Source organism: Streptomyces sp. NPDC007346, assembly GCF_040703535.1.
Lineage (GTDB): Bacteria > Actinomycetota > Actinomycetes > Streptomycetales > Streptomycetaceae > Streptomyces.
This window is the reverse complement of sequence record NZ_JBEYKR010000080.1, coordinates 21387-32828: the sequence shown is the minus strand read 5'-3', so window position 1 is coordinate 32828 and position 11442 is coordinate 21387. Positions and strand designations below refer to the sequence as shown.

The window sequence follows — 11442 nt, the reverse complement described above, 5'->3', positions numbered from 1 at the left end:
AGGTAGCACCTCGGAGTAACCGGGTACTAGGAGAATGTCGTCGAAGGTCAGGGCTTCTTGGGCGGGGTGAGGCGTCGGAGGCTGCGGCGGGCCCGGCCCCGCCGCCGTCGCCAGGGGCGGGGGTCAGGCGCCGGAGGCCGTCGTGGGGCCGGTCCCGCCACCGTGGCCAGGGGCGGGGGGTCAGGCGCCGGAGGCCGTCGTAGGGCCGGCCCCGCCGCCGTCCGCAGGGGCGGGGGTCAGGCGCCGGAGGCTGTCGTGGACGTGGTCCCGCCGCCGTGGCCGGTTTCCTCCGCGATGCGTTCGTGGTGGCGGATGACCTCCGCGATGATGAAGGTGAGGAGTTTCTCGGCGAACGCGGGGTCCAGGTTGGCGCTCTGCGCGAGCTGGCGCAGCCGGGTGATCTGGCGGGTCTCGCGGGCCGGGTCGGCGGGCGGCAGCTGGTGGTCGGCCTTGAGGCGGCCGACCTGCTGGGTGGCCTTGAAGCGTTCGGCGAGCATGTGGACGACGGCGGCGTCGATGTTGTCGATGCTCTCGCGCAGCCGGTTCAGTTCCGCCTGGACGGACGCGTCGACGGTTGCGGGCGCGTCGGTTTCGCTGGTGCTCATGGTCGTCGAGCTTAGACGTCCGCCGTCAGGGGCCGATCATCGGCGGGTCGTCCGGGTCGGGTACCTGGTCGCTCCAGCCGCCGGGCACGCTGCGGCCCTGTTGTTCGCGGAAGCGGACGGGGGCGGTGCCGACGCGGCGGGCGAAGAGGCGGGAGAAGTAGGCGGGGTCGTCGTAGCCGACGCGGCGGGCGACGGCGGCGATCGGGAGGTCGGTGGCGGCGAGGAGTTCCTTGGCCCGGCCGAGGCGGAGGGTGAGCAGGTAGTCCTTGGGGCTGCATCCGGCGCCGCGCCGGACGGCGGTGCGGAGTTCGGCGGGGGTCATGCCGTGTCGGGCGGCGTGTTCGGCGACGGTGAGGGGCTGGTAGGCGTCGCGGGCCAGGGCCTGGAGGACCGGGTGGCCGTCGGGGCCGAGGTCGGCGCGGGCGCGGCGCAGGGAGACGAGGAGTTCGTGGACGGCGGCGGCTGTCTCGACCTCGAGGAGGGGGTTGCCGCGGCGGGCGGCGCGCACGATGCGGCCGACGGCGGCGCGGGGGGCGGCGGTGTCGGAGAGCGGGACGAGGGGGCGGTCGGGTTCGATGCAGCCCAGCTCGGTGTAGGTGGTGGTGGCGGGGCCGGTGAAGTCGACGAAGCTCTCGTCCCAGCCGGTGGCGGGGTCGGCGCCGTAGTGGTGGGGGGTGCCGGGGGTGAGCCAGATGAGGGCGGGCCCGGTGACGGGGGTGCGGCGTCCGTCGGGGCCGGTGAACCAGCCGGTGCCGGAGTGGACGATGACGGCGACGTGGTGGTCCAGGGTGCGGGGGCCGACGGCGGGCAGTGCGCCGTGCTGGAGGCCGACGCCGAGGCAGACGAGGCCGAGGCGGTGGTGGAGCGGGCTGGGGGTGAAGAAGCGCATCCAGGTGTGGTACGTGGGCATTGCGCTCTCCTCCCGCTCGCTGGGTGTTGCGTCCAATCAGCAGCGATCTTTGTCCATGGACCCGGTGCGCGCCAGAGGTGAAGGTGGTCGGACCAATTCGGCCCGGGGCCTCCGGGCGGGGCAGAGCACAGGAGCGTACGAGCGCGATGACCGATTTCACCGTGGGGGACGACCACTTCCGGCTCGACGGGAAGCCCGTACGGCTGCTGTCGGGTGCCCTGCACTATTTCCGGGTGCACGAGGGGCAGTGGGGGCACCGGTTGTCGATGCTGGCGGCGATGGGGCTGAACTGTGTCGAGACGTATGTGCCGTGGAATCTGCATGAGGAGCGCGAGGGCGCGTACCGGGACGTGGCGGCGCTGGGCCGGTTCCTGGACGCGGTGCGGGAGGCGGGGCTGTGGGCGATCGTGCGCCCGGGTCCGTACATCTGTGCGGAGTGGGAGAACGGTGGGCTGCCGGTCTGGGTGACGGGCCGGTTCGGCCGGCGGGTGCGGACGCGGGACGCCGGCTACCGGGCCGCGGTGGAGCGGTGGTTCGGGGAGCTGCTGCCGCAGGTGGTGGAGCGGCAGGTGGACCGGGGTGGTGCGGTGATCCTCGTCCAGGTGGAGAACGAGTACGGGAGTTACGGCTCCGACGCGGTGTATCTGGAGTGGCTGGCCGAGCTGTTGCGGCGGTGCGGGGTGGGTGTGCCGCTGTTCACGTCGGACGGTCCGGAGGACCACATGCTGACGGGTGGGTCGGTGCCGGGTCTCCTGGCGACGGCGAACTTCGGTTCGGGGGCGCGGGAGGGGTTCGGCGTCCTGCGCCGCCATCAGCCGGAGGGGCCGTTGATGTGCATGGAGTTCTGGTGCGGCTGGTTCGACCACTGGGGGGCCGACCCGGTCGTACGGGATGCGGAGCAGGCGGCCGGGGCGCTGCGGGAGATCCTGGAGTGCGGGGCGTCGGTGAACATCTACATGGCGCACGGCGGGACGAACTTCGGGGGGTGGGCGGGGGCGAACCGGGGTGGTCCGGTGCAGGACGGGGTGTTCCAGCCGACGGTGACCTCGTACGACTACGACGCCCCGGTCGACGAGTACGGGCGGGCCACGGAGAAGTTCCGGCTGTTCCGACAGGTGCTGGAGGGGTATGCGCGGGGTCCGCTGCCCGCGCTGCCGCCGGAGCCGAGGGGCCTGGCGGTGCCGGTGCGGGTGGAGCTGGACGGGTGGGCCGGGCTCGGGGACGTCATGGAGGCGCTGGGTGATCCGGAGGGGCCGGAGTCGGGGGTGGCGCCGACCTTCGAGGAGCTGGGTGTGGGCCGGGGCCTGGTGCGCTACCGGGTGGCGGTGCCGGGGCCGCGCGCGCCGTATCCGCTGACCGCGGCGGGGCTGCGGGACCGGGCGGTGGTGTACGTGGACGGGGTCCGGGCGGGGGTGCTGAGTGAGGAGAGCTGCACGCTGGCGGAGCCGGTGGCGGGTCCGGCACAGGTGGAGCTGTGGGTGGAGTCGCTGGGGCGGGTCAACTACGGGCCGCGTCTGGGTGAGCCGAAGGGGATCACGGGCGGGGTGCTGCACGAGCGGCAGTACCTGCACGGGGTACGGGCGCGGGGGCTGCGGCTGGCGGCCTTCGAGGAGGCGGGCGCGGTGGCGGCGGTGCCGTTCGGGCCGGTGCCGGTGGGTGCGGGGGCGGGGCGGACGGGGTTGTTCCGGGGGGCGTTCACCGTGGAGGAGGCGGGCGCGGACCACGCGGGGCTGCGCCTGCCGGGCTGGACGCGCGGCTTCGTCTGGGTGAACGGTTTCTGCCTGGGCCGGTACTGGTCCGCGGGTCCGCAGGAGACGCTGTACGTGCCCGGTCCGGTGCTCCGCGAGGGCTCCAACGAGGTGTGGGTGCTGGAGCTGGAGGGGGCGGGCGAGCCGTATGTGGAGCTGGGGGGCGGCTTGCCGGTGAGGGAGGCCTGACCGGCAGGCCGCCCCGCCCCGGGGGCGCCCGTACGGTCGGGCGCTCCCGGGGCGGTTCGGCCGTGGTCACCCGCCGGGGTGCGGGTGGTGGGGGGCGTCAGAGTGTGGCGGCCGCGGCGGAGATGGCGGAGGCGAAGGTCGAGACCTCGGCGTAGACACCGGGGTAGTTGGGCCGGGCGCAGCCGTAACCCCAGCTGACGATGCCGACCTGGACCCACGCGCCGGCGTTGTCCTTGCGGAACATCGGGCCGCCGGAGTCACCCTGGCAGGCGTCGATGCCACCGGTGCCGGGGTATCCGGCGCAGATCTCCTCGGATGCGATGAAGTCGTTGCCGTAGGCGGCGCGGCAGGCGGCGTCGGAGACGAACGGGACGTCGGCCTTGAGGAGGTAGCGCTGCTGGCTGCCGCCCTCGCGGTTGGCGCCCCATCCGGCGACGGTGAACGTGCCCTGGTTGTAGGCGGTGGTGGTGGCGATCTTGAGGGTGGGCTGGTTGATGGGCTGGGCCAGCTTGATCAGGGCCCAGTCCTTGCCGAAGCCGTTGTAGCCGGGCGCCCGGAGGACCTTGGTGGACCTGACCTTGACGGCGTTGGGCGACTGGAGGTCGACGACGCCGCCGGTGACGGTGATCGAGGTGTTGTTGCCCGATCCGTTCACGCAGTGGGCGGCGGTGAGGACGATGTCCTGGGCGTAGAGGGCGCCGCCGCAGCCCATGGAGAGCCGGACCATGAAGGGGAACTCGCCCTGGGCGGCGCGGTCGCCGCCGACGATGGGGTTGGGGGCCGCGGAGGCGGTGGCGGGCTGGAGGCCGACGGTCGCGATGGCGACGGCGGCTATGACGACGGAACATCTTTTCAGCGCGCGCAGGAGCTGCTTCACGGACTGCCTTCTTTCGTGTGGGGGTGTGGGGGGTCGCCGTGGGAATCGCGACGGGGCACAGCGACCTACTGGTCATGCTCCCGTCAAGGCCATCCGATTATCGGGACCTGATGACCGCTGCCACAAGGAGCACTTTTCGGCCAAGCCCACCGCGACGGATCCGCTGCCGACCACCCCGCCCGTCGCCGTCCACCGGCCGTCCGCCACCGGTGTTCCGGGGCCCCGGCCTACAGTGGAGGTCCGTCGAGGGCGGGGGTTCCGCGGATGGGGGTACGGGCGTGAGCAACGGCAGTCCGGGCGCACCGGTCGTCCACGGCTTTCCCCATCTGGACACGGTCCGCTCCGCGATCACCGCGCTGTACCGGCGGCTCTCCCCCGACGGCGTCCACACCTACGGCACCAGCCTGGCCCCCTCCGACGCCGCCTTCTCCGACGGGGACGACCTGCATCTCGGCGCCCAGCGGGTGGCGCGGGCCGTGGTCCAGCACCTGCGTCTGCCCGACGCCCGCATGATCGTCAGCTTCCGTACGATGGAGCACGCGGCGAGCGTGGAACTGACCGCGGGGCCCGAATACTTCATCGAGCTGAACGACCGGTTCCGCACCCACCGCCGCGACGTCGGCGCGGCGCTCGCCCACGAGATCACCCATGTCCTGCTGCACCGGCTCGGCCTGGAGTTCCCCGGCACGCGGAGCAACGAGATCCTCACCGACACGGTGACCGCCTATCTCGGCGCGGGCTGGCTGCTGCTGGACGCCTTCCGGGAGGACGCCACGTCCCGGCAGAAGCTGGGCTATCTGACACCCGAGGAGTTCGGGTACGTCCTGGCCAAACGGGCACTCGCGTTCGACGAGGACCCCTCGCCGTGGTTCACCAGCCCGCAGGCGTACACGGCGTACACCAAGGGGCGGGCGCAGGCCCTGCGCGATCTGCGCCGGCCCCCGCTGACGGCGGCCGGCTGGGCGGGGCGGCGGCGCTACGCCAAGGACCGGCGGTACGCCCAGGACCACCCGGGCACGGCCGCGGACCCGGGTCTCGGGTACGCCTTCGAGACCGGCGGCCAGGGGCTGCGGGTCTCCTTCCCCTGCCCCACCTGCCACCAGCGCATCCGGCTCCCCGTCCGGGGCCGCGTCGTCGCGCGGTGCGGGCTGTGCCGTACGCGTCTGGAGTGCGACACATGAGTGTCATTCCGGCCACCGTAGGGTCGAAGCATGACGAACGAGCCGATCAGGGACGAACCAAGCCTGTTCGACGCGCTGTACGAGGACGATGACGCTGTCGTACGGGCGCTGCGCGCGGGGGCGCAGGCCGAGTCGAGCGACGAGGAGGGCACGACGGCGCTCTATCTGGCGGCGGTCCACGACCGGCCGGGGGCGGTACGGCTGCTGCTCGCGGCGGGCGCCGACCCCGACCGGGCGAGCGGCCCCGGGGCGGGCGACCTGCCGCTGTGCGGGGCGGCGTGCGGCGGGCACACCGAGGTGGTGGAGGCGCTGCTGGCCGCCGGGGCGCGGCCGGATCTGCGCGAGGAGTTCGGGTTCACGGCGCTGCGCTGGGCGGTGGGTCTCGGCCACGCCGCGACGGTGAAGGCCCTGCTGGCCCGGGGCGCGGACCCGTTGCTGCCCGGTCCGCAGGGGGAGCCGATGCTGGTCCTGGCGGCGCGGCGCGGCTCGCCGCGGACGGTGCGGGCGCTGCTGGAGCACGGGGCGGGGGCAGCCGGGCAGGAGGCGGTGGTGGGCGCGGCGCTGGGCGAGGCGCGGCGGCTGGCCGGTGCCGACCTGGAGCGGGAGCTGCTGCGGCAGCTGGAGGAGACGTACGGCCCCGGGCTCGACGCGATGGTCCGGCGGGAGCTGGTCGACGGCGAGGAGACGGTGGCCGTGGAGCTGCTGCGGGACGGGGTGCCGGCGGCGGGGGTGGACCGGCACACGGGGCACGGGGAGATCGCGGCGTTGCTTCAGGAGGCTATGTGCGGTGCTCCTGCCACTCCGCCCGGGTGAGTACGTACTCCACCTCGCCGTGCTCGGAGCCCTCGATGGCGTCCGGCCAGTCCTCGGTGTAGGCGCGGAGGAAGGCCAGGCCCGCCTTCTCCATCACCCGCCGGGAGGCCGCGTTGACGGCCATGGTGTTGGCGGTCACGCGCTGCGCCCCGAGGTCGGTGAAGCCCTTGCGGACCAGGGCCCGCGCCCCTTCGGTGGCGTAACCGCGGCCCCAGGCGGCCCGGTTGAGCCGGTAGCCGAGCTCGACGACGGTGGGGTCGTGGTCGTCCAGGGGCCGGAGTCCGAACCAGCCGAGGAAGGTGCCGGTGGCCTTCTCCTGCACGGCCCAGAACCCGCGGGTCCCGGTGCACGGGTGGTCGTGGAGGAGCCGGGGCAGGGTCCGCTCCCGGATGAGCTCGTCGCTGACCGGGCGGCCGCCGTTGATGTACCGCATGACCTCGGGGTCGTTGTCGAGGGCGAGCAGGTCGGGGGCGTCGGCGTCCGTGAACGGGCGCAGTACGAGCCGGTCGGTCTCCAGGAAGGTGCGCATGCGGCGATCCTCGCCGTACGCGGCCTGGTCCCGCCACCGGATATGCGCGGGGCCCCCTCCCCCGGCGGCCGGGCCCGTCGGACGGTCAGCCCGTGGAGGCTGCTCGGCCGGACGCGGGAGCGCCCCCCTCATCGGAGAGGGGGGCGGTGAGGTTCGGACCACGGGGACGGGGCGGAGCCCCGAAAGGCCCCGCCCCGCAACGCCCGTACGGCCGCTGAGACCTACGCGGCGCGGCGCCCCCGCGCCGGGGCACCGGAGCGACCCGCGCCGGAGCGCCCGGTGCCCCGGGACTCGCCACCGGAACGCGCGGCTCCGCCCGAACGGGCGCCGCCGGAACGCCCCGCGCCACCGCTCTGCGCGCCACCGGACGCGCCGCCGGCCGCGCCGGCCGCACCGGAACCGGCCCCACGCCGTCCCCGGCCCCGGCTTCCGGAGCGCACCGCTCCCCCGCCGGAGCCCGAACCGGCCGAACCGGCCGACCGGGTGCGCTGCTTGGGCGGCGTCGGCTGCGGGACCTCGATCACGATCGCGACGCCCGAAGGCTCACGCGCCCCCGTGATCCGGCTCAGCTCCACGTCGCTGGAGGTGACCCGCGTGGTGCGGGGCGCGATGCCCGCGTCCTGCATCAGCCGGGTCATCTCCCGCTTCTCCTCGGGCAGCACCAGCGTGACGACGCTGCCGGACTCCCCGGCGCGCGCCGTGCGCCCGCCGCGGTGGAGGTAGTCCTTGTGGTCGGTGGGCGGGTCCACGTTGACGACCAGGTCGAGGTCGTCGACGTGGATGCCGCGGGCCGCGACGTTCGTCGCGACGAGCGCGGTGACCTGGCCGTTCTTGAACTGGTCCAGGGTCCGGTTGCGCTGCGGCTGGGAACGCCCGCCGTGCAGGGCGGCCGCCCGTACACCGCTGGCGAGCAGCCGCTTGGCGAAGCGGTCGGCGGCGCGCTTGGTGTCGACGAACATGATCACGCGGCCCTCGCGGGCGGCGATCTTGGTGGCGACGGCCTTCTTGTCCGTCTCGTCCAGGACGTGGAGCACGTGGTGCTCCATGGTGGTGACCGCACCGGCGGACGGGTCGACGGAGTGGACGACCGGGTCGGTGAGGAACATCTTGACGAGGCGGTCGATGTTCTTGTCCAGGGTCGCGGAGAACAGCATCCGCTGTCCGTCCGCCTCGACCTGCTTGAGCAGGGCGACGACCTGCGGCATGAAGCCCATGTCGGCCATCTGGTCGGCCTCGTCGAGGACGGTGATGGAGACCTCGTCCAGCCGGCAGTCGCCGCGCTCGATGAGGTCCTTGAGCCGGCCGGGGGTGGCGACGAGCACTTCGGCGCCGCGCCGCAGGGTGGCGGACTGCTTGGTGATCGACATGCCGCCGACGACGGTGGCCATCCGCAGGTTCACGGCGGTCGCGTACGGGGTCAGCGCGTCGGTGACCTGCTGGGCCAGCTCACGGGTGGGGACGAGGACCATGGCCAGCGGGGCGCGCGGCTCGCTGCGGCGCCCGGCGGTGCGGGCCAGCAGGGCCAGGCCGAAGGCGAGGGTCTTGCCCGAGCCGGTGCGGCCGCGGCCGAGGATGTCCCGGCCGGCCAGCGAGTTCGGCAGGGTCGCGCCCTGGATCGGGAACGGCTCGGTGACGCCCTGCGCGGCGAGGGTCTTCAGCAGCGCGGCGGGCATGTCGAGGTCGGCGAAGGCCTCGACGGCGGGCAGTGCGGGGGTCACCGTCTCCGGCAGGGCGAACTCACCCTGCGGCGGGGTGGCGCGGCGGCGGGCCGGAGCCTTCCCACGGGCGGCGCCGCCCCGGGGGCTGGACGCTGCCTGCGCGGTCGCGCCCTGGCCGCGGCCACGGGCCGGGCGTGAGCGGGGGGTGCGGTCCTGGCGTTCGAAGCGGGTCATACGGAATTGCCCTCCTGGGGGATTCCTGGGCAACTGCGGATTCGGATCACTGCCGATGTGCTTGTCCTACCGCTTGTTGTGCGCCCCCAGGATGCGCGCACAAAGCGGGTTGTTGCTCGAACAGCACAAACCGGGGCCCGCACCTTCACGGTGCGGGCCCCGGTCAGAGAGGTACGCGTCGCGGCGATTAGGCCGGGACGATGTTCTCCGCCTGCGGGCCCTTCTGGCCCTGCGTGACGTCGAAGGAGACCTTCTGGCCCTCCTGGAGCTCACGGAAGCCCTGGGTGGCGATGTTGGAGTAGTGGGCGAAGACGTCGGCGCCGCCGCCGTCCTGCTCGATGAAGCCGAAGCCCTTTTCCGAGTTGAACCACTTCACGGTTCCAGTAGCCATGTCATTCTCCTAAATAGGTGCAGTGCCGAGAATCCGCACTTTACGGATTCCAAGTCGCCGCATTGAGCCCCATCCGGAGAAAGCCGGAAAACAATAATGCGCCTGAGGAAGCATTCCCGTCAGGCGCACATAAAGTTCATGGGTACCAAAACTGCAACGGGAACACCGTAGCACGTTCTTCCTGCCGGTGGTGGATCACTCCACGCCGTGTTCCGGGGTGCCGGACCAGGCCCTCGCGGACCTCTCCCGCCTCAGTCGGCCTCGACCGCCGGGGCGTCGTCGCCGGTGCGGCGGACCGTACGCAGCGGCTGCCCCGGGCGCCAGGACCGGATGACCAGGGCGTCGCCGTCCAGCCCGGTGCGGACCACCTCGGTCAGCTCCGCCCGGAAGAGGTGGAAGGGCTCCGGCGGGCTCGCCTCCTCGATGAAGCGGGCGATGACGGCCGGGTCGGTGATCTCCACGGCCCGGCCGCTGACGCGGACGTCGCCGTCGCTCAGGTCGGCGTCGGGCCCCGGGTTGGCCTGGAGCGCGAAGCGCGGGTCGCGCCGCAGGTCCAGGGCCTTGCGGGAGTTCGGCATCATGCCGAGCAGCAGCTCGCCGAAGCGGAAGTCGGCCTCCAGGCCGGTGACCCGGGGCGAGCCGTCCTTCCGCAGGGTGGCGAGGACGTGGTGCTTGTAGAGCTGGAAGCGCCGGCGCGCGGTGTCGGCGAAGACGGGTTCGGCGGCGGCGAAGCCGTCCCAGGAGACAGGTGCGGCAGCGGGGTCGGTGAAGGTCATGGCGGCCATCGAACACCCGATACCCGACACCTTCTGTCCGGTATCGCCGAGCGTCCTGGACGCTCACACGTCCGAGAGCGTGATCACCACCGCCTGGCCCATCGTCCGCAGCACCCCCGGCGACCCGCCCTCGGCGAGCACCGCGTCGTAGCGGTCGAGCCGGACGCCGGTGGAGTCGAGCACGGCCCCGTCGTCCAGGGAGAGGGCGATCACCACGCCGCCCGGGGGTGCCGTCAGCCGTACGGTGCCGCAGACCACGGCCGTCTCCGCCCGCGTACGCCCCCTGCGGTACATGACGTTGAGGTTGACGACGGGCCCGCCCAGCAGGAACCCCTCGGTGGGCCGGTCGCCGGGGAAGTCGTGCGGCCACAGCGGCTCGTCGACGATGTGGTGCTCGCCGCCGACGACGAGGTCCATGCCCGCGCCCTCGACCACGGTCAGGGTGCGGTCCACCCCGGGGAAGACGGAGAACGGCCCGTCGGCGGTGACGTCGGCGACGCTGACCCGCCAGTCGAACGCGTCGGCTCCGCCGGGCCCTGCGGCGACCTCCCGGGTGAGCCCGGCGCCGTTCCTCCAGGGGACGGGCGCGCGGTCGGCGGCGCGCAGGACGTGTGCGGGCGCGGAGCCGGTCACCGGACGATCCCCTGGGCCTCGGCGGCGGCCAGCCAGTGCGGGAACTCGCCGACCAGCCGGTCGTACAGTTCGGCGTCCGGGACCTTCCGGGGGTCGAGGCCGGCGTGGAAGTAGCCGGCGTTGTCGACGGGCCGCTTGGCGGGGACGGCCAGTTCGTCGAGCTTGCGCAGGAAGTCGAACTGGGTGCTGCGGGTGTCGCCGAAGCCGATGAACTGCCAGAACAGCGGCAGCCGGGCGGCCTTGCAGACGAAGCGCTCGGCCGCGAGCTTGCTGGTGGGCCCGCCGTCCGTCTGGAACACCACCAGGGCCGGGTCGGTGGAGCCGCTCTCCTGGTAGTGGTCGATGACCGCGTCCATGGCGACGTGATAGTTCGTCCGGCCCATGTGCCCCAGGTTCGCCACGATCTTGTCGATCATCCCGTGGTGCCTGCTCAGAGCGATCTCCGCGTACCCGTCGATGTCGGTGGAGAAGAACACCACGGGTACGCGCCCGTCGTCGTCGAGGTGGGCCGACAGACCCAGCACCCGGTCGGCCAGCGCCTGGACGCTGCCGTCCTTGTAGTAGTCCCTCATCGAGCCGGAGTAGTCGAGCACGAGGTAGACGGCCGCCCGCCGGCCCCCGAGTCCGTGCTTCTCCAGCGAGACACCGGCGCTCTTGTAGAGGCTGACGAGGCCGGGAGCCGTCTCCTGGACCTTGGTCAGGCTGATGGCCGGGCCGGTGGCAACCGTCGTGTTCACGCCGTGCATGGCGCCCCCCTTGTACGGTCCGTGCCGCACGGACCCAGGTCCGTGCTCTGCGGAGCTAGAGCCTAGGCCACGGCGGTGGACCCGGCCCCGCGATCCCCCGTACCGGTTCGCTATCTTGATCGCCGCCGCCCACACCGGCCCCGCAACGCACT

At 73.1% G+C, this 11442-nt stretch carries 11 protein-coding genes and 1 pseudogene; 3 read left to right on the top strand and 9 right to left on the bottom strand.

Annotated elements, in window-relative coordinates; translation table 11 throughout:
• Window positions 1-236: 236 nt before the first annotated feature.
• Both AB0917_RS21020 and AB0917_RS21015 read right to left on the bottom strand, forming a co-directional pair.
• On the bottom strand, window positions 237-605 hold the full coding sequence (locus tag AB0917_RS21020) for a chorismate mutase (RefSeq protein WP_366821119.1): 369 nt from the start codon (window positions 603-605) through the stop codon (window positions 237-239).
• A 25-nt stretch (window positions 606-630) separates the two neighbouring features.
• Window positions 631-1515 carry an AraC family transcriptional regulator gene (locus tag AB0917_RS21015; protein ID WP_366821118.1) on the bottom strand — a complete coding sequence of 295 codons (885 nt, stop codon included), beginning with the start codon at window positions 1513-1515 and terminating at the stop codon, window positions 631-633.
• A gap of 146 nt (window positions 1516-1661) precedes the next feature.
• Here AB0917_RS21015 and AB0917_RS21010 point away from each other — a divergent pair.
• A pseudogene (locus AB0917_RS21010) lies at window positions 1662-3515 on the top strand (beta-galactosidase family protein); the annotation flags it as partial.
• Between the two features lie 34 nt (window positions 3516-3549).
• Here AB0917_RS21010 and AB0917_RS21005 read toward each other — a convergent pair.
• Window positions 3550-4329, bottom strand: coding sequence for a serine protease (locus tag AB0917_RS21005; RefSeq protein ID WP_366821117.1), 780 nt, complete (start codon window positions 4327-4329; stop codon window positions 3550-3552).
• Between the two features lie 278 nt (window positions 4330-4607).
• On the opposite strand from AB0917_RS21005, the gene AB0917_RS21000 reads away from it, so the two are divergent.
• Both AB0917_RS21000 and AB0917_RS20995 read left to right on the top strand, forming a co-directional pair.
• Window positions 4608-5510: a hypothetical protein gene (locus tag AB0917_RS21000; RefSeq protein WP_366821116.1), complete on the top strand. Its 903-nt coding sequence runs from the start codon at window positions 4608-4610 to the stop codon at window positions 5508-5510.
• Window positions 5511-5540: 30 nt separating this feature from the next.
• Complete coding sequence (locus tag AB0917_RS20995) at window positions 5541-6323, top strand: ankyrin repeat domain-containing protein (protein WP_366821115.1); 783 nt, start codon at window positions 5541-5543, stop codon at window positions 6321-6323.
• On the opposite strand, the gene AB0917_RS20990 is transcribed toward AB0917_RS20995, so the two are convergent.
• From AB0917_RS20990 to AB0917_RS20965, 6 genes are all read right to left on the bottom strand, one after another.
• Window positions 6289-6852 carry a GNAT family N-acetyltransferase gene (locus AB0917_RS20990; RefSeq protein ID WP_366821114.1) on the bottom strand — a complete coding sequence of 188 codons (564 nt, stop codon included), beginning with the start codon at window positions 6850-6852 and terminating at the stop codon, window positions 6289-6291. The two genes, AB0917_RS20995 and AB0917_RS20990, sit on opposite strands and share 35 nt — an antisense overlap.
• 221 nt (window positions 6853-7073) lie before the next feature.
• Window positions 7074-8744: a DEAD/DEAH box helicase gene (locus AB0917_RS20985; RefSeq protein WP_366821113.1), complete on the bottom strand. Its 1671-nt coding sequence runs from the start codon at window positions 8742-8744 to the stop codon at window positions 7074-7076.
• Between the two features lie 187 nt (window positions 8745-8931).
• Complete coding sequence (locus AB0917_RS20980) at window positions 8932-9135, bottom strand: cold-shock protein (protein ID WP_015607926.1); 204 nt, start codon at window positions 9133-9135, stop codon at window positions 8932-8934.
• Window positions 9136-9386: 251 nt separating this feature from the next.
• On the bottom strand, window positions 9387-9920 hold the full coding sequence (locus tag AB0917_RS20975; protein WP_366821112.1) for a pyridoxamine 5'-phosphate oxidase family protein: 534 nt from the start codon (window positions 9918-9920) through the stop codon (window positions 9387-9389).
• Window positions 9921-9974: 54 nt separating this feature from the next.
• Window positions 9975-10544 carry a HutD family protein gene (locus AB0917_RS20970; RefSeq protein WP_366821111.1) on the bottom strand — a complete coding sequence of 190 codons (570 nt, stop codon included), beginning with the start codon at window positions 10542-10544 and terminating at the stop codon, window positions 9975-9977.
• Entirely contained in the window at window positions 10541-11290 is a 750-nt protein-coding gene (locus AB0917_RS20965) for a VWA domain-containing protein (RefSeq protein ID WP_366821110.1), read from the bottom strand. Before AB0917_RS20965 ends, AB0917_RS20970 begins: the two co-directional genes overlap by 4 nt.
• Between the last annotated feature and the right edge of the window lie 152 nt (window positions 11291-11442).